Source organism: Methanosarcina barkeri str. Wiesmoor (assembly GCF_000969985.1).
Taxonomy (GTDB): domain Archaea; phylum Halobacteriota; class Methanosarcinia; order Methanosarcinales; family Methanosarcinaceae; genus Methanosarcina; species Methanosarcina barkeri_B.
In genome coordinates, this window is sequence record NZ_CP009526.1 from 3,132,989 (window position 1) to 3,156,811 (window position 23,823).

The 23,823-nt window shown below is 37.8% G+C and carries 17 protein-coding genes and 1 pseudogene; 11 read left to right on the top strand and 7 right to left on the bottom strand.

Annotated features, from left to right (window positions below; genetic code table 11):
• Window positions 1–8 precede the first annotated feature (8 nt).
• Complete coding sequence (locus MSBRW_RS23005; RefSeq protein WP_085983085.1) at window positions 9–197, bottom strand: hypothetical protein; 189 nt, start codon at window positions 195–197, stop codon at window positions 9–11.
• A 983-nt stretch (window positions 198–1,180) separates the two neighbouring features.
• On the opposite strand from MSBRW_RS23005, the gene trxA reads away from it, so the two are divergent.
• The 4 genes from trxA (at window position 1,181) to MSBRW_RS13025 (ending at window position 4,980) form a co-directional block, all read left to right on the top strand.
• Window positions 1,181–1,447: a thioredoxin gene (gene trxA, locus MSBRW_RS13010; protein ID WP_011307280.1), complete on the top strand. Its 267-nt coding sequence runs from the start codon at window positions 1,181–1,183 to the stop codon at window positions 1,445–1,447.
• Window positions 1,448–2,052: 605 nt separating this feature from the next.
• Window positions 2,053–2,460 carry a DUF1699 family protein gene (locus MSBRW_RS13015; RefSeq protein ID WP_011307279.1) on the top strand — a complete coding sequence of 136 codons (408 nt, stop codon included), beginning with the start codon at window positions 2,053–2,055 and terminating at the stop codon, window positions 2,458–2,460.
• A gap of 675 nt (window positions 2,461–3,135) precedes the next feature.
• Window positions 3,136–4,155, top strand: a complete 1,020-nt coding sequence (locus MSBRW_RS13020) for an MBL fold metallo-hydrolase (RefSeq protein ID WP_011307278.1) — start codon at window positions 3,136–3,138, stop codon at window positions 4,153–4,155.
• A gap of 411 nt (window positions 4,156–4,566) precedes the next feature.
• Window positions 4,567–4,980: a Rab5-interacting family protein gene (locus MSBRW_RS13025; RefSeq protein ID WP_196297996.1), complete on the top strand. Its 414-nt coding sequence runs from the start codon at window positions 4,567–4,569 to the stop codon at window positions 4,978–4,980.
• A 1,359-nt stretch (window positions 4,981–6,339) separates the two neighbouring features.
• On the opposite strand, the gene MSBRW_RS13030 is transcribed toward MSBRW_RS13025, so the two are convergent.
• From MSBRW_RS13030 to MSBRW_RS13040, 3 genes are all read right to left on the bottom strand, one after another.
• Window positions 6,340–8,931 (bottom strand): COR domain-containing protein, encoded by a 2,592-nt coding sequence (locus MSBRW_RS13030; protein WP_011307276.1) that lies wholly within the window; start codon window positions 8,929–8,931, stop codon window positions 6,340–6,342.
• Between the two features lie 348 nt (window positions 8,932–9,279).
• Complete coding sequence (mobA, locus tag MSBRW_RS13035) at window positions 9,280–10,014, bottom strand: molybdenum cofactor guanylyltransferase (protein ID WP_011307275.1); 735 nt, start codon at window positions 10,012–10,014, stop codon at window positions 9,280–9,282.
• 58 nt (window positions 10,015–10,072) lie between these two features.
• Window positions 10,073–10,930 (bottom strand): molybdopterin synthase, encoded by an 858-nt coding sequence (locus tag MSBRW_RS13040; protein WP_011307274.1) that lies wholly within the window; start codon window positions 10,928–10,930, stop codon window positions 10,073–10,075.
• 276 nt (window positions 10,931–11,206) lie between these two features.
• Here MSBRW_RS13040 and radC point away from each other — a divergent pair, with 276 nt between their 5' ends.
• The 5 genes from radC (at window position 11,207) to MSBRW_RS13065 (ending at window position 17,518) form a co-directional block, all read left to right on the top strand.
• Window positions 11,207–11,896: a RadC family protein gene (gene radC / locus MSBRW_RS13045; RefSeq protein ID WP_011307273.1), complete on the top strand. Its 690-nt coding sequence runs from the start codon at window positions 11,207–11,209 to the stop codon at window positions 11,894–11,896.
• A gap of 306 nt (window positions 11,897–12,202) precedes the next feature.
• The gene (locus tag MSBRW_RS13050) at window positions 12,203–12,781 is read left to right on the top strand and encodes a flavodoxin family protein (protein ID WP_011307272.1); all 579 of its coding nucleotides are present in this window, start codon (window positions 12,203–12,205) and stop codon (window positions 12,779–12,781) included.
• A 553-nt stretch (window positions 12,782–13,334) separates the two neighbouring features.
• Window positions 13,335–14,246: a methanogenesis marker protein 11 gene (gene mmp11, locus MSBRW_RS13055; RefSeq protein ID WP_011307271.1), complete on the top strand. Its 912-nt coding sequence runs from the start codon at window positions 13,335–13,337 to the stop codon at window positions 14,244–14,246.
• Window positions 14,247–14,405: 159 nt separating this feature from the next.
• Window positions 14,406–16,271 carry a thiamine pyrophosphate-dependent enzyme gene (locus MSBRW_RS13060; RefSeq protein ID WP_011307270.1) on the top strand — a complete coding sequence of 622 codons (1,866 nt, stop codon included), beginning with the start codon at window positions 14,406–14,408 and terminating at the stop codon, window positions 16,269–16,271.
• Window positions 16,272–16,873: 602 nt separating this feature from the next.
• Window positions 16,874–17,518 (top strand): YggS family pyridoxal phosphate-dependent enzyme, encoded by a 645-nt coding sequence (locus MSBRW_RS13065; protein WP_011307269.1) that lies wholly within the window; start codon window positions 16,874–16,876, stop codon window positions 17,516–17,518.
• A gap of 571 nt (window positions 17,519–18,089) precedes the next feature.
• Here the strand turns inward: MSBRW_RS13065 and MSBRW_RS13070 are convergent.
• The gene (locus tag MSBRW_RS13070) at window positions 18,090–18,308 is read right to left on the bottom strand and encodes a hypothetical protein (RefSeq protein ID WP_048102822.1); all 219 of its coding nucleotides are present in this window, start codon (window positions 18,306–18,308) and stop codon (window positions 18,090–18,092) included.
• Window positions 18,309–18,452: 144 nt separating this feature from the next.
• Window positions 18,453–19,172, bottom strand: coding sequence for a CDGSH iron-sulfur domain-containing protein (locus tag MSBRW_RS13075; protein ID WP_230669753.1), 720 nt, complete (start codon window positions 19,170–19,172; stop codon window positions 18,453–18,455).
• A 1,318-nt stretch (window positions 19,173–20,490) separates the two neighbouring features.
• Between MSBRW_RS13075 and MSBRW_RS13080 the strand changes: the two genes are divergently transcribed.
• A complete protein-coding gene (locus MSBRW_RS13080) occupies window positions 20,491–20,880 on the top strand; it encodes a hypothetical protein (protein ID WP_196297997.1) in 390 nt (129 codons plus the stop codon).
• A 215-nt stretch (window positions 20,881–21,095) separates the two neighbouring features.
• Here MSBRW_RS13080 and MSBRW_RS21370 read toward each other — a convergent pair.
• Window positions 21,096–22,452 (bottom strand): annotated as a pseudogene (locus tag MSBRW_RS21370) (IS701-like element ISMba8 family transposase).
• Between the two features lie 43 nt (window positions 22,453–22,495).
• Here MSBRW_RS21370 and MSBRW_RS13095 point away from each other — a divergent pair.
• On the top strand, window positions 22,496–23,122 hold the full coding sequence (locus tag MSBRW_RS13095; protein ID WP_011307265.1) for a hypothetical protein: 627 nt from the start codon (window positions 22,496–22,498) through the stop codon (window positions 23,120–23,122).
• Window positions 23,123–23,823: the final 701 nt, after the last annotated feature.

A 23,823-nucleotide genomic window follows, 5' to 3' on the forward strand; every position in this document is an offset into this window, starting at 1 on the left:
TAACAGTCTCAACCACGACCACAGAATCTTCGGTGGTAATATCGACGACCTCTACCGTCGTCACAGCCAAAGCGTCTGCCACAGCCGCAGCCGCCAAATCCGCCACAACCGCCAAATCCACCATAGCCTCCATAGCCGCCCCAGCCACAGCCACCACGGCCATCGAACCTGTGTTTAAAGAATGGATATCCTCCCACTATACTTGCCTCCGTAATTTTACGATGTTCTTTTTATGTTTTTAACACTCGTTCTGCATACTGGAGAAGATGAATTTTTTAAGATCAAAATTTAACCATCTGATCAAATTCCTCTTCAACCTCCACAATCATATAATGTACCCACGCCAGTTATTTTTCGAAATGATTAATTCTTTTCCTTTTTATTTGAGTTAAAATATTCAATATCAACTTACATGGGCGTAAATATAAATATAATTATATATTATATAATAACAATAGAATAATTCTTCCTTATTATCAATAATTTTGAAAAACTGGTAAACCTTTGATGATAAAACAGATTTACTTACGCATTAGCAAACTACGTATTTTAGTTTCTGCCCAACTAGACCAGCTACAAAAACGAAGTATTATGAATAGAATCCGAAAAACCACAAACTGGTGTAAGCAATAAATAATGCTTCATAAGCAGCTTTATCTCCGGATTGGAATATCAAGCTCTCTGGTATGGGAAAATACATTTATAAATTGGCACTTTCAAAATATTATTCGGAGTATAATATTTGCAACGATCTCAGTTCTAATTTGGTTTCAATGAATAGTATCAATCTTATCCTTTTTGCGGAGTCATACGCGATAGAAATATAAATGCAGCGATCAATATAGGACAATTGCACTTCGATATGGAAATAATTTACCTGGGATTCCAGGGTAGAGCCTGTGGATTTATTCTCGGTATAGAGAAATATGAAGCAGGAAGAAATAATTGAATATATGGAAAATTATTTCACATCATCGAAGACAATATACAATTATTGAGTCCCGACCCTGTATTTGGTAAATCCAGCTTTCATGTCGCCTATCATCAGGATTGGGTTTCCGGCAGCTTTGTCGTACAGGCCTTTGAGGCAGTGTATGTACGACTCTTCTGTATGCTTCCCGGAGTGGATTAAACAAAAACAGAGAAAGTCTCAGACGTTTCAAAATAGAAGGGTGATTTTATGAAACCAATGTTATTGGACTTTTCCGCAACATGGTGTGGACCTTGCAGGATGCAAAAACCGATTCTTGAAGAGCTTGAGAAAAAGTACGGGGATAAGGTTGAGTTCAAGGTTGTCGATGTGGATGAAAACCAGGAAATGGCTTCCAAATACGGCATACACGCGGTCCCAACGCTGATTATCCAGAAAGATGGGACTGAAGTAAAGCGCTTCATGGGAGTTACCCAGGGTAGTGTACTGGCATCGGAACTCGATAAGATCCTCTGAACCTCAGTTTTTCTGACAAAGACCGCCCAGGGTTCCATAAACCTGGGGCTATCTTTTTCCATATCCATTTTGATCTGTTTATTTGGGCTTTTTCGATATCCCTAAAATGGAAAAAGTCTTACTGCCTGCATCCCTCAGTATTTATTTTAAAACTGAATATACTTATAGTGTTTTTAAAACTTATTTTAAGAATATAGGATCTGAATGGAAAATTGATGGGATTTAATGCTCTTTTTCTGGTTTTTAAATTAAACCATATAGTTATTTTCAACTTCTTCATAGAAGCCCAGTAAATTCATTTTATACCGGAAAAACAATAGCAGGGCAACTATGTATGTACAAAATTTTGCTGTGGGAGGTGAGTCCCTGAGATTCCTGACTGAAAAATTATGAAATTCTGAAAGGGTCACAATAATTGGATAAGTTAACATAAAATAATTATATGAGTAAACTAGAAAATTTTAAATAAAGAAATGTTTCTTGAATCGAAAATCCTAAATACTATCTAAATAATGTTAGTTCAATGGGATAAATATTTATAGTCAGTATATCCTAATACTATCAATGTAAAAACGTAAAAAAATTTACAGTGAGTTGAGAAAAACATGAAGATCCGAGTGGTTAGTTCCAGAGAAGAAATCTTTACACTTAATCCGAATGAGCGCGTTGTTCACCTGGCATTCAGGCCATCGAACAAAGATGTTTTGGGCCTGGTTGAGACCTGCCCAAAAATTGAGGTAATTCAGTTGCCGAAATCCTATATGGCTACAGTTTCAAAATCCATAGAAATGTTCCTTCAGATGCAGAGAATTCAGCTCATCGAAGGCGACGTATGGGGCCACAGAAAAGATATAAACGAGTATTACACCATTCCGTCCTCAGTGACTGAAAAAATAAAGGAAATGAGGTCTGAAGGTATATCCACTGAGGATATTGAAGCAAAGATTTCCAGGGAAAATATGCTTAACCCTGAAATGGTCGCTTATATCATAACCAAGGAATCCCCTGCCTGAATTTAAACTGGATTAAATACACTACAAGGCGTTTCACTGGAGATTAAACCGCAAAGACGTTGAATCTTTCGCGTTCTCGCGATCTGATCTCCGGCTTAGATATTTTACTTTAGAGAAAGATTATGCCTGGAGAATGTGAGGAAACCTGAAAGCAATAATTGAGATCCACTTTTCAAGAGGATTTCTTATTTATTAATTTCTTTTGCTACTTTTTAAGAGGTTTAGAATCTGGGAAGAAATTGGGACTCCCAGGGTTGCTGTCGAGGTTGCTTTCAATACTAACTGGAAAACAAGTTTTATAATTTCCTCAGTGGCGTAACTCACAATAATTTCATTTGTGACATCTTTTGTGACATCTTTTACGAATGATTTTATGGGTGCTTGACTTTAATAGGAAAATATAGAACCAAAGGCAGAGGCGACAACAAACCTTACATCACCTCTACTGTCAGCAGTCAGTGTACGCAGATCATGCAGATCATGCAGATCATGCAGACCATGCAGACCACTCCAAGCTTGTTTTTATCTAGCATAAGAGGTCCGACACTTTAAAGGAAAATACAAAAAAGACTTATATTCCAACACACTCCATCATTTTTATAAGTCTGTGTATTACCAATCTACGTTATTTCCCTAACCTTAAATACCTTAAGTATTATTTCCTCAAGGATTTGCGTGATTTCTAAAAAACTGATTGATCTTGGTGTGCTGGCGCTCAGGCAGCGTAATTCTCGCGGGACTTTTAAACCGCACATATCTCTCCGGTTCAGGGATAAAGTAGGGGACTTGCGCACCTTTTCCATTGATACTACCAGGACGGTTGGAAAGCGTCCCCAGCCCGATGCTTATCTTATAACTCATGCCCATTCCGACCATCACGGAAAATCGGCTATGCTCTCCCCCAATGCTGTTTGTTCGGAAAAAACTGCGATTGCGCTTGAAATCAGGCACGACAGAAAATATGCGGGCAGCATGTGCAGGCTTGGGGATGAAATCGACATAGAAGGAACAAAGGTAAAGACCTTCCCTACGGAACATACCAAAGGCGCGAGTGCTTTTTACTGGGAAAACGATGTAGGGACAAGGATTCTGGTTACAGGCGACGTCAAAGATGCAAGCAATCTTCCCCCCTGTGACGTCCTTATCACTGAAGCTAACTACGGAGATCCTGAAGATCCTTCCTGCCATTTTGCAGATGACCTTGAAGGCATGAAATCCGCACTTTTTGAAAAAGGGCCAGTGGCCTTTGGAGCATATGAATTCGGAAAGGCCCAGCGTGCAGTCGAACTCATAAGAGAATTCGGATATGATGGTGCCATTTGCATGGAAGCAAGGACAAGAGCTCTTACCCGCAGCATGCTTGAGGATGCCGGGGAACTGGCAGGGCTTGACTCCAGAGAAGGTGATGGGGTTTTTATAGTTGCTCCCTGGAACCTTGACAAGTTGCCATGGAATATGAAAAAATACGTTTTAAGTTGCCGCATGGATTATCCTTACCCAACAATCAGAATAAGCGACCACCTTGATGCTTGCGGACTTGAAGATATGGTCAGGAAACTTTCTCCTGAAGTTACTCTTGTCTATCACCCGGGAGGGAATAGGCCTTCAAAATTCTCAAAACATTTAAATTCGATAGGAATTGATTCGATATCTATAGATCAGATCGGTAATGTTTTAAGTAATGAATTTATTTAAAGCTGTGAAATCCAGTCTTAATATTACTTCCAACAATTCAATTTCGAGAGTCTTGTATCAAAAACTAATTTAAGGATTTAATTCCGTATTGTAATTCAAGAATCCTATTTCAGCAATAAATTATAATTATCTAATATATAATTTAATTCTAATAATCTAAATATGATGATTTTAATCTGATATCTCAAGTCTGCAAATTAAAATCTTATGTACAAATCAAAGTCTTATGTACAAATTAAAATCTTATGTACAAATCAAAGTCTTATGTACAAATCAAAGTCTTATGTACAAATCAAAGTCTTATGTACAAATCAAAGTCTTACAACTCAGGTCTAATTTTTTAACCGAGATTAGATTCTGACTACGACTACATCCCGGGAATGTTAATTGCCGTTCAGGAGAGTATACAGGTTGAGTAAGCAAAATCCGAAGTCAAAGTCCAGAAAGGAACCTGCAAAAATATCAGAGGCTACTTCAGAAGTTCCTGCATCAAAGATTGAGACTCCAGAGAAGAAGACTTTTATCAAGGAAAGGACGCCTGAAGAAAAACAAAAGGAGCATAGGGACGGAATTGTAAAGACGGTAGTAGCCGCATTACTTGGCACAATCGCAGGAGTTTTATGTTTCCAACTGTACGGGGCCGGAGAAGACAGGATCTGGTATGCTGTACTTACAATCGTCATCGGGCTTACGTACTACATACAGAAGTTTCTATATCCCCAACTCAAGATCAGTGTAAAGGAGTTCAAATTCAAGGACTGGTTCTACGTCGAGTTTATAGTCATTGATTTTTTCCTTGTCGTCTGGACTCTCCTCCTGAATTAAAACCTTCTGTCCTGAACTGCAAAAGCAAAAAGGTTTTCGTAAATTTGAGGGCCTTTTATACAGCCTTTTTATCAAGGCTTTTATATTTTTTATTTACCCAATTCCAGTATTGTCCGTTATTTCATTAAACTCTGTATACTGAGTTTTGTGCTTGCTTTTCAAGGGGTTTTCCTTATAAAAATATCCAGTTTTCAAAAAATTGATACTCCCACTTAATATCCGTATCATATTCTATAATTTCTGGTGGCAGTGAAATCAATTGGTTATAAGATATATCAAGTGTAGTAAGATTTTTGAGTCCTTTGATTTCCGGCGGCAGCGAAGTCAGTTCTTTGAAAGAAAATCTGGTGTAGTCGCATTGTTTTCTTTAGCTTTTATAATCAGACCTTCGATTTTTTTAGTTTCATCTGAAGTCCCTGCCTAAAGAAAAACAATCAAAAGTTCAATAAGTCTTTGAAACCGCAATTATTGAAAACTTGTTACATAAAATGAAAACCGATTCAAAAAATAGAAATGGTTGTCGTATAAATAACTTTTGATTTAAATCGATAATTTAGGAATAGTCGAAAACTATAGGATAAAAATATACCAACTATTGCAACACCAATTTTATTACACATATTCTAAAATCCTCACCGCCCCAAAAAGCCCCTCCTGTGGAGTGAAATTACTAGCGTCTGTAGAGAGCCAGGCAAAGTCAAGGAATTCCACCATAGACATGCACTGGAGCCTGGTGTGTTTATGGAAGAGATTATATAGGAGCTTACAAAACGAGATGTAAAGTTTGAGATAGAGGATACGGGAAGGTAGAGAAAGGTGGAGGATGCCAGAATGTAAAGAAATTAGGTGAAAATCATTGGTTCCTGATTAACTGTTCCTGATTAGCTATTTGATTTATTTAAGAATTAAAAGAAGTAATCTTCATGTTTCTTTCTGCGTGTGGGTTTTTACAGGTGTCCGCAATGGCTTTTATTCATTGGTTTCCCCTCTATTTTGTATTTTTTTACGGGAAAGGCCGCTCTCCTGCGTCGAGCGGGACAAGAACGGTTCAGGATAGCAAATATGGCTATACTGGTCAGAGTTTGAGATTTTGAACTGATCATCTTTTTTCAAAAACATTAACTAACAAATGGAACAATGTTTAAAAGTTTTGCACAAAAAAGATTCACTTTTTACTTAATTCTACCAGAACCGCCGGAGAAAATCAGTTCTTATAACCCCAGGCTCTCACCGGTCGTCGCAGGCGACCGGCCTTTTCCTAAATAAGAATGTAGACAAAAAAGTGAAAACCTGAAGATATTATCTTTGAGACTTATCTGACTTTATTTTTCAACGACAGAGGATTGGATTCCTTTTTGATTAGTATTTCTGTCTTTTCCTTTTGAAAAAAAGGTTAATTGCTTCGTTGAAATCAACTCCACATCCCGCCACGCTGGGTTTCAACATAATAACTTTATTTAATTTTCTAAATAAAGTTTCCTCATTATCAGACTCATCAGCTATTTTCTTTAAAAATTTAAAGATCTCCTCAAGTTTTTCGTCTTCGTTATTCTTCTTCAGAATGTTAAGGATTTCTTTTAACAATTCTTCTTGTTTACTCAAGTTGTTGACTGTTCCAAGCAAATCACTCACACGATATTTCTTTTTTGATCCTTCAGGTACAAATAAATCAATGCCCATTTCTTCCAGATTAACTAAGTGTTCGTAACTTACAGCTATCTCGGATTCATCAGGAAGGGGAATTTTCTCGATAGCTTTTAACTTTTCAAAACTCCGGTTAATTTCCCGCAAATTGAATAGTATACTTGAAAAATAGTCTCGTTTCTGACATCCATTTACATTAATATAAATTCTCTTTGCCTCGTTATCAGATTTTATCACAGCACAGGAATTAAATTGTTTGTTTTCGAGAACTACACCTGTTCTCCACTGCAAATCATCTTTTATATCCCTGTGCATCTTCACTATAAAACGAGGCATAATTGAACGTGGAAGAAAATCGTATTCAATGAAAAACTTCAGAGCTTCATTAGAATCAAAATCAAAATTTGGTTCTGGAACTGCTAGCAGGTCAGGAAGGAGCACAGTTTCTTCGTCGATTGAATAACATAATTCGAATTTTTTCATCAAATTGATGATGTAACCATAACGTTCAGGAGGATAATAGTAGTCGCCTTCTTTCTTCTGCTCTAAAATTTCATCTAGCATACTGAATCGAAGAACTCCCTTCTTCTTAGCTAGAATCTCCGAATTTATGATCTTATAAACGCCTTCAGTAATCCACTTCGGTTCAAGCACATGTGTATCGAGCAATGAGATATCTTTAAAATGTACAATTACTCCAAGATCATTGAGAAAATCAACAAGCGTGTTTTGAGATGACTTATCACCCACATTTTCTTCCAGACATATATTTCGATATTCTTCATAAGTAATAAAATTGCAACTCATTTTTTCTAATTTTGTCTTTACCTCGAACCAGCTTTTAGCCCATTCTATCTGCATATGTTCAACTTTTAAAAGTTCTTTTTTTAATTTTTGGGAAAATCCTTCAATTCCTCGATCCTCCTTACAAGAAATTCTGAAGAAACCTTTTATTGAGGGGTATTTCTCCTGCAAAAACTTCCTATTCAACTCAAAAGAGGGATTTTCATCAATCTTGTTCAAGGCGACCAGTACTGGAGAATCTCCTCCAAAACTCCTTATGTGCTTGAGCCAGTACTCGGCTTTTTCATCCCTTCTAGAATCCAGAACAAGAATGTAAAGGCTTCTTTTGGAAAGGAAAAATTGATGAGTAGCATGCATTATTTCCTGTCCACCAAAATCCCAAAAATTAACTTTTATTTCCTTATCTTTGTCTTTAAATCCCCACTTTTTGATATTAATCCCTTGAGTCTGATGTTCATTTCCATCAAAACCTTCGCCTAAGAGCCTCTTTAACAGTGAGGTTTTTCCTGCCTCTCCATCTCCTACAAGCAAAACTTTAACTTCATTTAACGGTTTCTTTTCACCTTCCAATGACTTGAAATAATTGATAACTGCCTCACGACCCTGTTTTACAATCTCTATTGGAGGCTTTTCAAGAGGATTTCCTTCTAAGAATATTCCTTTTTCTGCCGAATTATTTCCCCACTCAATATCTATACCTAATTTTAAAATTTCTGGCGGCAGCGAAGTCAATTTATTAGAACTTATGTCAAGTTGAGTAAGATTTTTGAGTTCTGTGATTTCCAGCGGCAACGACGTCAATTGATTTCTAGAAATGTCAAGTTGAGTAAGGCTTTCTAAATTGGCGATTTCAGAAGGCAATGAAGTCAGTTGATTTCCAGATATGGAAAGTTGAGTAAGAGATTTCAGCTCTGATATTTCATGAGGTAGCGAAGTCAATTGATTCTCATAGATGTTAATTTGAGTAAGAGATTTCAACTCTAATATTTCAGGAGGTAACGACGTTAGTTGATTTCTAGAGATGGAAAGTTGTTTAAGGTTTTTCAACTTTGATATTTCAGGAGGTAACGACGTCAGTTGATTTTTAGAGATAGAAAGTTGAGTAAGATCTTTTAACTCAGTAATCCCAGAAGGTAGCGAAGTCAGTTGATTTTCAGATATATCAAGTTGCTTAAGATTTTTCAACTTTGATATTCCAGGAGGTAACGAAGTCAATTGATTATTACGTATGTTGAGTTGAGTAAGATTTTTCAATTTTGAAATATCAGGGGGTAGTGAAGTCAATTGATTGTAAGATATATCAAGTTGCTTAAGATTTTTCAATTCTGAGATTTCAGGTGGCAATGAAGTCAGTTGATTGTAAGATATGTAAAGCTTTGTAAAATTTTTCAGCTCTGAGATTTCAGGTGGCAATGAAGTAAGATTTTTGTAAGACAAGCGTAATGCAGTTACTTTATTTCGTTGAGCCCTTCTTATTAGATCCGTAGTCTTGTTTGATTCCATCTATAACTCCTACCTCACTGTCGTCACAAGTTTGCTATCATATCCAATAAAAATCCAAGAGTATTGCAGTTACTATCCAGAGATAGCCTCTATATAAAGAATAATTGAAATTAAAAAGTAGAGACGATTGTCAGCTAAATATTTTTCTATTTTATGATATAAAAAAGGCAAAGCTGCACAAAGCGCAGGAAATGAACGACATGAGATGCGAATCATGATATTTCGGAAATTAAAAATAGATCAACAACTATTAATGTGCGTGAGTCATTGAAAACCGTAAACAAAAAAATTTTTCTGTATTGATCGATAACTCATGGACATAACCCAACAACTGTTAACCGGAATTTATTACAAAATCTCCTTTCTCATCTCAGACTCAACCATATTCTCAAGATCTTCAACCGTATTTATGTTAGCAAAACTCCTCAATTCAGGATCAATTTCCCGAATTTCCGAAACCTCAACAAAAACAACATCCTTCATTTCAAAAACCGGCGTAAGCACGGATCGTCTTCCATTCTTAAAGACTTTTTCAATTTCAGGAATCATTTTTTTAGAATAAACTGCATGCAGAGGCTCAAATTTTTCATCTTCCCTTTTTGGAAGGGCAGCATCATGTCCAATAGCCTTCTCAAAAAGCAGGTCTACAACATTAGAATTTACAAAAGGCATATCCCCTGCACAGACAAAAGAATATTCTCCTCTGGATTCGAGCAGTCCCACCCGGATACCTTCAAGGGGGCCGGCGTCTTCCAGAGTATCAAAACATAAACGGATCTCACGGGCAGAAAATTTTTCAAGCACAGGTCTGAACTTTTCTTCCTGGTTTTTATCCCGGAACGAGATAATAACCTCATCTACAACCCGGAAAAGGCTTTCTAGAAGGCGCTCAAGAATTGTTTTTCCTTCAAATTTGAGAAGGGCTTTTTCGACCGTACCCATCCGCCTGCCCCTGCCGCCTGCCAGCACGACGGCACTTCTGAATTTCGTTTGTTTTATTTCTGGCTCCGCTTCTTTAATTTCAGCTCTTATTAATTTTGTTTTCCCTGTTTCTGATTCTTTAAGATCTGTTTTTCCGCCCATTTGATCATTTCCGGGTTTCTCTATAATTTCTATTTTCCTCTTTGCTTAGATCGGTTTTTTAATTTTCGTGATGTTCTCTATCGTGAACCCAGAATTCCTCTTTTTCTGTGAATTCCTTCTTCCAGATAGGAGCTTCGGCTTTTATGCGTTCTATGGCTTCGCTGAGGGCAGAAAAAAGCTCTCCCCTGTGGGCGGCTGTGACAACAATGTATACTATGTCTTCTCCGGCTTTGATAACGCCTGTTTTATGGTGGATCAGGACTTCAAAGATTCCTTCTTTTTGTTTTAGTTCTTCCCGGATCTGGTCAAGGGTTTTTGAAGCTTCTGGTTCGTATTTCTCGAATTCGAGCTTTGAAGTTCTCTCGTTTCCGGCCAGCTCGCGGACAATGCCGGCAAAGGTGCCGATTGCGCCTGCTTTTCTGATTGCAGGGTTTTTTCTGACTTTCTTTATAAGGGCTTCCAGAGTGTACCGGTCAGGCTGTGCAAGGGCTATCCCTACAAGCGAGGCTGTAAGTTCTTCGTGCATATCGATTTCTGCCGGCAGCCTGAAAACGACATTGGAAACGCCCTGAAGATCACCAATTACAATTTTCGGAAGATTGCTTTCCTTAAACCCCTCTACCACGGCAAAATCAAGCCCCTGGTCGCAAAGCACGTCAAGTGCGTCCTCAAGGTCCAGATCTCTGGAAAAACTGATAAGTTCAGTACCTGTTGCTTCTGTGCCTGTTATTCCTATTACTGTGTCAGCCCCGGCATCAAAGTGCCTGCCTACATCGGTCTCTGCGGAATTGAAGCGCTGCTCACCCATGTGTTTTATTGTGCCCACAGTTCCGAACCCGGAAAGATTCCGGACAAGGGATGAAACTACGGATGTTTTATCCGATTCTTTATACCCGACAACTGAAATGACTTTCATCAAAGAGCGTTATGCACTTTCCGGTATAAGTAAAGGCCGGCATTTTATTCTTCTTTTTAATTTTATAAAGCGTTTTGTGAAGATTCAAATATTGAAACTTTGATATAATCTATAAAGAGTTTGATTAACTTGTTTGATTAACTTGTTTGATCAACTTGTTTGATTAACTTGTTTGATTAACTTGTTTGATTAACTTGTTTGATTAACTTGTTTGACGAACTTAAAATTTAGATTAATATAGAAATTTTCCGTTGACGGGAAAAGAGGGGGTTGATTATGGAAATAAGTAAGGTCAGAATTCAGGATATCCCTGAAGAGGAACGCCCAAGGGAAAGGCTTATTCGAAACGGGCCGGAATCGCTTTCGAACTCAGAACTGCTTGGAGTTATCCTGAGGACAGGATCAAATAAAGAGAATGTTGTCAGCCTGTCCAGTCGAATATTCTCAGAATACAGCATCAAGCAGCTCAGTCTTGCAAATGTTTCAAGGCTTATGAAGGTTCATGGGGTAGGAAAGGCAAAAGCTGCCCAGATAGCTGCAGTTTTCGAACTTGCTCGCCGTCTTGAGACTTTTGTTGAAGAGCCCAAAAGAAAAGTCTGCTCACCAAAGGATGTATATACACTTATGTATCCTAAAATGCGAGAACAAAAAAAAGAAAAATTTATAACACTTTGCCTTGATACAAAAAACCAAATCCTGAAAGAAGAAGTCGTATCTATTGGCAGCTTGAATGCGAGCATTGTTCATCCTCGTGAGGTATTCAAGTCTGCCCTTATGGAATCATCAGCATCAGTAATCATGATCCATAATCATCCTTCAGGGGATCCAAGCCCTAGCCGAGAAGACATAATGGTCACTGAGAAAATGGTAGAAGGAGGAAAACTCCTTGGAATTGATGTGCTTGACCATATTATTATCGGGGAAGGCAGGTACGTGAGCCTCAAAGATGAAGGTTTTGTAAGATAGAAAGTTTTGTAAGATAGAAAGTTTTGTAAGAGAAATAACTTAAAGACCGAACTTCTTAATGTAGAGACTTGCAATATAAAAGAATTCAGTGTAGAGCAACTCTCAATACAGGAACTTTCATGCAAGAATTCTCATGCAAGAATTCTCATGCAAGAATTCTCAATATAGAAGCATTCAATATAGAAGCATTCAATATAGAAAGTCTCAGTACAGTTACTTCCTGGTTACTTTCCGTAATTGAAAAAAGAATGAAATAACATGTTGATAAATACGAAAAAAATAGTTGAAAAAAAGTAGTTGAAGACTATGAAAGTTATAGGCATTAACGGAAGCTCACGAAAAGACGGCAACACTGCAATCTTGATTCAAACCGTATTTGAGGAATTGACAAAAGAGGGCATTGAAACCGAACTTATTCAACTATCTGGAAAAAACATAGAAGGATGCAAAGCTTGTTGGGCTTGCCATAAAAACAGAAATAAACAATGTGTCATTACGGACGATTTTTTTAATGAGTGTTTTGCAAAAATGCTTGTTTCAGACGGAATTATTCTAGGCTCGCCGGTATATTCAGCTGGTGTGACCTCTCAAATGAAGGCCTTAATTGACAGAGCGAGTATGGTACTTGCAGGAAATCGAGGACTTTTCAAGCATAAAGTAGGAGCCTCAGTTGTAGCTGCTCGCCGAGGCGGTGCTATAAGTGCCTTTGGTACCCTGAACAATTTTCTACATAGCAAAGAAATGTTTCTGGTAGGGTCAAGTTACTGGAATATGGCTTATGGGAATGCAATCGGAGAGGTCGAACAGGATCAAGAAGGCATTGATAATATGAAAAACCTTGGCCAAAATATGGCATGGATATTGAAAAAAATTCATAATAGTTGAGCATAATTAGCATTTCAAGTGGATTAAATAAGGTTTCAAGGTCTCCTTTAAATTTCCCCTTTAAATATCCTGGACAAAAGCAGCAAGTAAATCTACCGATAAAAAGATAAATATTTATTTTATAAAGGTTAGCTCGTATCGAGCGCGAATGATTTATTAGATTAGAACCTGTGGACATCTGTTATCAGGAACTATAATCGAATATCAAAATTAAGTTGTTTACATACGATTTATTATCCAACCAAACCCATACTATCGAATTTCATCTCATCGAATTTCACTTATCGAATTTCACTTATCGAATTTCACTTATCGAATTTCATCTCATCGAATTTCACTTATCGAATTTCACTTATCGAATTTCATCTCATCGAATTTACAAGATTACGATATCTATATATAATCTTAAGAGATGGGCATTTCGATTAAAGAAATTTTCCTCCCAGTTTCTTATTCCCTTAAAAAGGAGGTTTTCTGAATTACAAAACATATAAACGCCTGTGCACTGGACAGCAGGGATATTGAGGAAGTAATCCTGGATGATCCTTATACTGTGCCTTATAGAGGCATTTATGCTATCTGTGACGCAGCAAATGAGTATGCAGAGATAATTGAGCACTCCAATTGTTATAGTGGGGCCTGTTGGTCCCGTTACCATTATGCAAAAGCGCCCCTTGCCTTGAAAGTCCGTTCGACTGGAAATATGATCCGTTATTTCATGAAAACCGGAACCTCAAACCTGGAACTCAAACCTTCCATCGCGGCCGCAGGCATCGAATCAGTGGTCGTGAAGGGGGATGAAGTGGAGATCACCTATGCCGGGTTAGGGGGCGGAGGTGTTGGCGCAACCCGTTGCAGGGCATTTGCAGACGGAATTCTTCGTTATAAGATCTCAGAATCAGGAGGCGAAAAATGCGCAAAAGGGACGATTGCAGTTCCGCGCAGGGATCGTGTCCTCATAGGTATAGATGACACCGACTCAAAAGACGTAGGAGCCACCTGGACCCTGACCCACAACATTGCAAAAAAACTGGACTGCCATGAAGCCGTTTATCTTTCCCATTCTCTTGTCCAGCTTTTCCCTGTTCCGGAAAAAACCCAGAACTGCATGTCTACAGTTCTTGAATTCGGCTGTGTGAATGAAAAAGCGAAATCAAGGCTTGTAGATACTTTCAAAAAAGCACTTAAGAAATACACCGTTTCACCCCAAACCGGCCTGGTTGTCCTTTCGGATTTCTATGCAAAAGGATTATATAAATACAGCAACCGCTGTCGGACTGAAAGGATCTTGAAAGCCGAAGCTTTGCAGTGCGCCAGAGAAAACGGTGTGGAAGTCCTGCTTGACGGCAACGGAGTAATAGGTGCACTTGCCTCTCTCCCCTGGTTCGGAAGACCTGATGAGTCCATAATTCCAGGTACTGCGATCAAGCCTCTTGATATCGAGGGGTTTAAAAACAACGTTTAAAAAATCTAAAAAACAGGTAAAAAGCAAGGATGCCGAAATAGAAACTTCAAACCGGATTTAAATTGCTTGAACACTGAGTTAGATGGAACTCAAGTTTTAAACCGGATATCATGAAACTTTGAATTCGGCATTTTCTGAATTCCGCAGCGTGGGATCAATTTGAAAGAAAAAAAAGAAACATCAGAATACACCGGGTTTGAAGCCCTTTACCTTGCAGCTCTTGACAGTGATGTCAGCTTCATAACAGGTGTCCCCGGGTATCCTGTTACCTCCCTTATGGAACTTTTTTTGAGAATACCCGCGGAAAAAGAGCTTTTAAATGCTTCAGAAGAAAAAACTCTGGATTCCGGGGAGGCAGCAGATTTTGAGATAATGCGAGATGCCTCCAAAATACCGGATTATAATGCGAGATGGCTCACAAACGAGAAAGTTGCCCTTGAAACCGCTCTAGGAGCATCAGTTTCTGGCAGAAGGGCGCTTGTGCTTGTAAAGCATGTGGGGATGAACCTGCTTTCTGACCCTCTTATAACCTCGGTCACCCACACCATAGGAGCCGGCCTTGTCATAATTGCAGGAGATGATCCAGGTGCAAAGGGCTCTCAGAATGAACAGGATTCTCGCTGGTATGGCCGGATAGCAGAGATTGCAATATTTGATCCTGCTTCACCAGATATGGCATACAGGGCACTGAGGCGGGCCTATGAGCTTTCGGAAGAGACAAGGACGCCTGTTATCCTGAGGGTCACTGCAGGCCTAGAAAAAACTAAAGGGAAAATAAACCGCCTTCAGAAGGCTTCAACTCCTCATCCTGAATTTGACCGCGCAATATGGAAAAACCGAATGGTAGAAAAACACAGGCTTTTCCATTCCAGAACCTATCCCCTGCTGGAAAAGGAAGCTGAAAACACCGACCTTAATGAGGTAAGGGAAAGGACAGCAAAAAATACAGCCGAAAATACAGAAGAAGGATCGGGTTTGGGGCATGGATATCTGGGGATCATTTCCTCAGGTTTCACGTCCTCGATCGTGGAAAAATTACTGAAAAAGCAGAACGAGTTTCATGCTGAGGTTTCTCACCCTGAAATTTCTCACCTGTCCCTTGGCCTTGTAAACCCTCTTCCCCTCGAAAAGATAAAGGCTTTTCTGAATAGCAATCAGAAGGTACTCGTTGTCGAAGAGTCCGAGCCTTTTATAGAGGAGCAGATCCGGGTTACTGGCAAGGTTTATGGAAAAAAGACAGGACATCTTCCATACGGGCAGGTCAGATATGAGGATCTTGAATTTGCCCTTGAGCATATCGAAGAAGAAATTGTAAAACCTGCAGATACTACTTCTCTCAAAGCCAAAAAGAAAAACAGGGTTGGAATCTGCGACGACTGCGCGTACCTTCCCCTTTACCGCTTTCTCAGCACGCTTGACGTGCGGATTGCCGGCGATATGGGCTGTTCTGTCCGGAGTGCACCCGAGCCTCTTGCGGCGGTCGATGTTAGTTTTGCGCTTGGCTCGGCAATCTCGGTTGCATGTGGCTTTGAGAAAAAAGGCATAGCTGTTATAGGAGACTTTGCTCTGGCACATTCTGGCATTCTCGGGCTCCTTAGTGCCGCGACTACAGGCTGCAATGTGCTTGTGCTTGTACTCCAGAATGAGGTTGCAGCGATGACCGGCGGGCAGTCCGTTCCCGATCTCAGGAAAATAGTTGAGGCAATAACCCCTGATGTTTCTGTCTTCAATATCGACGCCAGTAAAGAGAAAACAGTGGATGTAACTCTGAAAGCGATAGACGAAACGGAGAAACGGGCGGATAAAACAGAAGAAGTAACGGATAAAACAGAAAAAGTGACGGATAAAACAGAAAAAGTGACGGATAAAGCTGAGAATGAGATTAAATCAGGGAAAGAAATCGAAAAACTGATCTTGAATCCTAAACTTTCGGAACTGATCCTGGCAAAACTTGCGCTTCCCGGGCTTTCTGTAATATTTATAAAAGGGAAGTGCAGGAAGTATTGTTCTGGAGTATTTTGTTAATTTTCTGAGGCTTAGAGTCCCAAAAAGTTATGAAGCAAAACGACTAAAAACAGAACGACTAAAAAACGTAAGCACAAGAAGGATTCTTGAACAGAATGGCTCTTTAACAAAATGGCTTTCAAAAAAGGCAAAAAGTGTTTTGTCAGATTTGATCGATAACCCACTATCTGAAATAGCTCGTTCTTATCTATTTTCGTATCCTCTTCATATTGAGTGGAAATCTATCAATTTCCACTCAATGAGCTTTTTTCTCTTATTAGTTGAGCCAGAGATGGTATCTCAAATGTACTGCTGGCTCTATCACATATGTACTGATATGTACTTGCCCCCAGTTTCTTTGCTGTCTGAACAATCGTCATAAATGTCATAAGTGTGTCATTTTTGGTAGAGAACATAATTAGATCAAGAAAGCATAAAAACGAAGAGGCAAAATTGAAAGCATCTATAGAGGGCACGATTTAACCGTAACTGATTTTTAGGTCTACTTAGTTTAGTTTCGTATATAGTACCGACTCAGATATCATCAGACGATTACTTGGTACCAGAAACACTTATTATAAAAGAGATAAAATACTAAAAATCTCTGCATACAATGATAACATATGATCGAAGACAATGTAAACGAACTTTTAAAAGTGCTACCCCCTGATGTAACACTTGTCGCCGCAGTAAAATACGCGTCAAAAATACAAATAGACGAAGCCATAAAAGTAGGTGTTACAGACATCGGCTTCAACCATTATCAACAGATGAAAGATTTGGCCCCATATTATCCACCTGAGATAAAAACCCACTTCATCGGCACACTTCAGTTAAACAAGGCAAAAAAAGTAGTAAACCTAAATCCCTACTTGATAGAAAGTGTTGATTCATACGAACTTGCCGAAAAGATAAATAATGCAGCAAAAGAAAATAAAAGAATTCAGAAAATCCTCATACAAGTGAAGACCGACGAAAAAAAACACACCGGATTAGAGCCCGGTGACCTCTTAAAGCTTCTAGACCAAATCTCAACCCTCGAATACTTAAGTTTTGAAGGCCTGATGACAATCCCGCCAAAAAACGAAGACCCTGAAGATTCAAGAAAATATTTCAAAGAATTAAAAGACTTAAAAGACAAAGCAGAGAAGCACTTAAAAAAACATCTTCAGTATCTCTCAATGGGAATGACAGACGATTATCAAATAGCAATAGAAGAAGGTGCAAGCATCGTCCGCATCGGCAGAAAAATTTTCAAAGTAGTATGATAACGTAGAATCATTCTAATTTTCTACAAAATTTTGGTATGATTTCTGTAAAACAACAATTTGGAAATGAGACCACCCTCATCCTTTATTCAGCGTAGCTAACACAATATCTTCGATGACGAAAAAAATGTTTTTCAGACATAGGGATACCGCAGCGCCTTATTGACTCTGAAAGAGTTGTCAAATTTCTTTTTTAAATTCATCTGAAAACTTCCCTCCACGCCCGCATGCTGCGAAGAAACAGATATCGGGCGGTTACCTGCAAAAAAGAAGAAAAATAGAATCTGCAATTTGGAAATTCGCAATTCGTTCAGTTTGTGTATCAAAAAAGCATTGGAGAGATCTAAGAACTGGAGAGAAAATATCGTTATTGACTCCACAATTCTTACAGGCAAGCCTATTATCAAAGGATTATCAAAGGATTATCAAAGGATTATCAAAGGTAAACTCCATGTAGTATAGTTTATTATCGACCTGCTGTCTCATGAGAACTGAGTCGGAAATCCTCTGGAACTATCCAGGCCTGGCCTATGAGGATATTCAAGCGTTTTGGATGTATGCGAGATATTTACTAAGGACAGAAAGAGGTTATCCTGTAGCGATTTCTCAGGAAATAGACTGATGAGCCTGCTGGCAAATGAAAATATTCCTCTGAGCTTGCTGCAAGCTGATGAGACTTTGCCAGCATCGAGACTTTGCCAGCATCTGTAGAGCCAGAAGAAGTTCGATGATATATTGAAATAAAGAAAGTTAGCCTCGAATTCTCTATTTTTATCGCGGAATCGCCCATTGATTGCCTTCATTTTGGCTTTTGGATTACCTGATTGTTATGCGAGATTACTATTTCCGCAAGTTAAGAATCTCTATAAATCAAAGAACTCACTCAATCAAAGAACTCACTCAATCAAAGAACTCACTCAATCAAAGAACTCACTCATTCCAGGCCCCATTTCTTCCTGAACTCGAGCTTCTGCTGGCTGTTCATCCAGTGACTGCCGTCACAGTAGGGCTTGTTCTCCGACTTCCCGCAGCGGCAGAGGGTTACTCTGTTCTGAGATTCGTACAGGCTGCCATCGGCAGATTCAATGGAGATACCACCTCGAACCCAAAGGGGGCCTTCACAACTTTTTTGTTTGTCGTGAACCAGTACAATAGATGGTTCAAATTCTTTTTCAAAGGGTTTGCCTGTCTTCTTGTCCCACAGGACCAGTCGTCCCGACGGGCATATCATGGCTTCCTCTATGGCGGTTTGTCTGGCTTCTGGGTCGTCTGATTTTTGCATGAGATTCCTTATTCCGCCAGACCGCTGGCAGAAACGGGAATGATCGCAGAGCTCGTAGGCATCGGTGAGTTTTAGATCAGGACCTTCAAAAGTTTCCGCTTTTTCCAGGTAAGGCTTTCTGCTGGCTGTTTCGCTACCGTCAAAACCGATTTTGCGGTGGGTCCCATCACAGAAGGGCTTGTTTTCGGATGAGCCACAGCGGCATAAAATATAGGATTTCCGCTGAGGGTATTCCTTTATATCAATTAATTCTCTTGTGTGGCCGGCGTCATCGGTAACAATTACCTGTTCTAAAAGCGGCACTCCACCTGTAACCCGATACGGTCCATCTTTGATTATCTTAATTCTCATTTCTTTCTCGTTGACTGCCATAATCATAATTCCCCATTACCTCTTATAATGCAGTACTGGATGTTTAGTTTGACTATTCACCTCTTTGATTATTTCTATTGTTTTCCGATTCATACTGTCTCCAATAAGAGAGCATGTAATAGGATTGATCAAATCCTCAACCAGGCAATAAGGTGGTTACTGCTGCGGACATATTCGATAGCTATCAGCTCAACTGAGGGTTTCAAGACTAAGGGAGAGGGATCAGAGACAGATGATGATTACGGATTTCTAAATCTCATTTCTCCACTGGAGGTAAAATAAGGTTTATCAAGTCTAAGGGTGCTGGGTGAAATAAAAAATCTTTTAACTTATTAAAACATATAAAAAAGCGTGAGCAATGAAAGTGCAATCATTGGCTCTGGCACAGGAGAAGTAGTAGCTTCGAGTCAGGCTGTAATAACGAGTCAGGCTGTAACATTATACGGGATACCAGTTGTTTACATTGATATTGTAGCATTATTTGTATTATTTGGTTTATATTTATACTGTAGGATGACAAGAAAAGAAAGACACTGTATGAGTAAATTGAGTTACTTAAAATTGTTTTTTGCTTTATTTATCCCGCTATTTATTTATAATCTGTATAACAGTTCATTGTTTTACAATGTCTATGACAAATCGTGGTGTAATAATACTTTCTGGTTTACTCATACTATTTTTATAATTATAAGTGCAAGTATTGTAACTATATTTGAATTTATTTTTCCGTATTTATTCATAACTCTAAGTATATTAGTAATAAACTGCTATCGTAAACCAGCTTAGAGAGAGTCTTGAAATTAAACCTTTATTGCAAAAACATTTGTTTAGTCTGTCATACACGGATATAACGCTAATAATTTCAACGGTGAAAAATAGGAGAGTTTTAGGTGTAAAGATCCAGCAGCGCCTTATTTACTCTGAAGGAGTTATCAAATCTCTTTTTAATTAACAATCTGAAAACTTCCCTCCACGCCCGCATGCTGCGAAGCAGCAGATATCGGGCGGTCGCTGGCAGAAAAGAAGAAGAGTAATCGATAGATGCCATAAAAACGTGTATAGATGGCACAATTGTTAGAAGTATCTATGCTTGTAATAAGTTAGTAAGCTCGTAGTAAAACCAAGGCAGCAATGAAGATTGCATATATCCAATTGAAAATTCTTGGCATACTATTCTACATCGCAAAAATATCCAAATGAGGAAGATAAATAAAACATTAATCAAAAAATAAAAACCATGTTTGTTAATCATCGGTTATCTTCATCCCGAGAATTCAATTTTGATCTTAGTTCCAAAAAATGTCGCTCCGTCTGTAAAATGTGGTATCCGACTTTATCTATTGATGACTTAGAAAAAAAGAAAACAAAATTATATCGTTTTTTGACCCTTGATAAGTTCGAAAAATTAATGACGGAGCATAAATTGTTTTTTGCTAGAGCTAGGATTTTATCGGATAAATTTGAGGGCGGATTTCAGATTAAAGAATTCACAAATGAATTTATAAAATATAAAAATAACACATTTGTTAGTTGTTGGACTAGAAACGATCCCCGAATTGAATCTTCGTTGTTTATGTGGAGACCTAACGATAAAAATGAAAATCATGTAGCCATAGAAGTTTCAATTGATAAATTTTTATCAGATGATTATTCTTCATGTTTTCTTCAGGATGAAGACTATGAAAATTTTGAACCGTATATAGCTTGACATTGTCAGATTATCTCTTTTTTGGAGTTGTTACTACATATTTTTCCAATTGATTCCCCTATTTTGAATATTTTTGACTCGACATTTTTGTTTTCTCATTATTCACCTTGATCAATACAGTAATTATTTGTAATGTCCTTCATTTTCACTTTCAAAATTGCATACTTATCAGTAACCAGAACGAAAATTCAGTAAAATCCTACTCATGTTTTTTGTCAAGAACCTTTCAATCTACTTGCTCTTGCTCTGTCTCTCATCTCATTATCATGATTTAATATTCTTGCAAGCTCTCCCGCATTTAATATCTTCAATGGATTATGGAATTTCATAATCAAAATGACACCATGAAGTGAAATCTTATGAAATTTCATAAATTTTATTTTGTACGACAACAGAATAAGCATCGCAAGCATAACCAATGCCATATGGTGATGCCATGCATTCCAGCTTCTCACCATGTATTCAGACATTCCACAATATACTTTTGCATCTTGAAATGCTCTCTCAATCCAGTACCTTGAGCTCTGCATTTTTGCAAGTTCGTCTAATGAAGTATCCTCAGAAGCGTTACATAATGAATATTTAATGTCATTAGACTCTACATCTTTACTTATGAGAAGCCATAATGGCTTCTCACAAGGTAATTTATTTTGACGTCTCCAAACTTTTTATAGCCTTAAAATAGACTTTTTTGTACCCTCTTTCCGTTTTTCTAACTTTGATAAGTTTCCATCCATCAATTGAACTGGAAAGAGAATCAATTCTTGTTGATAATGTATTCAAAACCTTAGAAATTGTGGGTTTTCTTCCTCTTGTTCCCTTTTTTTCAGGAATCCCAACTAATGGTTCCTCAATATAAACAAGAGTATCGACCGCTACATCTGCAACAAAAGTTAAGCCTCTATTTTCAAGTTCTGTCAATAACTCCGGATTTTCACCGTAGAATCCATCCATTGTAACATAGGAAAAAGGAATACCTTCCTCTATTGCGTTATCAATCATTTCAAGGCCAAGCTCATGCTTGGTTCGGAACTTTATTTTCTCAGGAGGAATTTTAGCCTTTAAACAACGTGCCTTGTCATTAATCCATTTTTGTGGGAGATATAATCTCTCATCAATCAACATTCTCTTCTGTTTCTTAAAATAAGCAAGGAACACACCAACCTGACAATTATTCTTTTTTCCAAGGTTGCCGCAATACTGATGAGAAACTCCAACAGAACTATTTCCAGATTTTTTTATGCTTGATTCGTCAAGTATAAGAACACCATTTTTGCCTATAGTTTTAATGGCATATGTTCGAACAGATTTGAGGAGATCTGCAGGACGCCAAGGAGAAGTTGAGATAAAATGGCTTAGTGATTGGTTGTTAGAGCATTTACAACAATAGATTGCCATTTTTCTCATATTTTTCCTATAGGGGAGAAGAAACAAACCATTAAGGTAATCAATGCCGGTTGAAACAACACAACGAGTTTTCGTTTGGAAATAGGATTCAAGATGTTTCTCTGAAATGTATTTTTCTACAGAAATATTATTTGACTTGATAAAATCATCTGTTATTTGTTTCACTAAACCAAATTTATAGAGGAAAAATTAGGACTTCACGGTTGATGTGAAAAGGAAATGTGACAAAGTCAAGATAGGAAAGATAGATTATCTCTATCAAGAAAATGAGGATTATCCGAAGAATTATGAGCCTAGTATATTAATTCCTTTCTTTTTAAAAAGACGCAATTTCAAAGATGAAGATGAAATACGCATACTAATTCAGGATATGGATAGAAGAGGTTTCTTTCCTTTTAATATTGGGAGAGAATCAAAAGGAATAAATATCTCCATAGACTTAACGAAAATTGATAAGTTTTATATTTCGCCAACAGCTAACGATGCTATTTCTGAAAAAGTAAATGATTTGATTATGAAAGCCGGATTGAACAAGACTGGTGAAAAGGTATCGGTACTAACCGTGGATTATAAAAAAATAAGTAAAAAATTGGAATACATATCTAAATATAATAGTAAAAAGCCTTATCTTGATGAAAAGACCTCTAGTTTTAAGTTTAAGCAAAAAGAATATAGATTTTCAAAATTTATTCCAGATGCATCCGGAAATGTAAAAGTTGAAGATAACGTTGTTATTACAATTCAAGCCACTCAATGTTATCAAAGAAATGATTTCCTTTGTCATCGTATATCGAAAGTTATTCATTTTCCTTTTAATTTAAATGAACCCAGATAGTTTCTAATAATCAATTATAGAGCCTATCCCATAACTCAGAACTGCTTCTCCTAATCTCGAATCAGGAATAATCAATGAGTTTCTTATCATGGAAAATAGTTCTGAACTGTAAACCTCAATTTCAGTAATTTACTAATTTTTGCTTTCCTTTAAATGATGTTTTCCGAGTTCTGTGTAATTGACAGGAGCTAAAATAAATTTTCAACATGCGCCGGAAGCCAGTCTGAAGGTCATCCTTTTAGATCACATAGTGTCCAAAAGCTCCATTTCCCTTAAATTTTACTGATTTACTTCTTATATTTCTGTCTGGCTTTGTATTCAAAAAAAATTTATATTCCGTCTCTTCATCCTGGTAATATATATAACTTCTGTTATTTATCTGGTAACAAACTTAGAAGTCTTTGTATTCAGATCTGGGTTGAAAAAACATTATTAATTGCTAGTGCATTAATAGTGATTGGTGGTTATCGCAAAAATGTCAGACGATAACTTAAATTGGCTCATGTACGATATCTACAGAAAAGTTTCATTTCCTTTAAACATACTGTGTAAGGAATGAAAGCACTTGCGTAGAAAATGCAAAGTACTAGGAAAGGTGATTAGTTTAAAAATAAGTTTAGAGATAACCTTACAAAGTCTATAGTTAGAGGGAGTACCAGTCCCATAGCATATAGACTTATGGTTTAGATTTAGAAAAGATT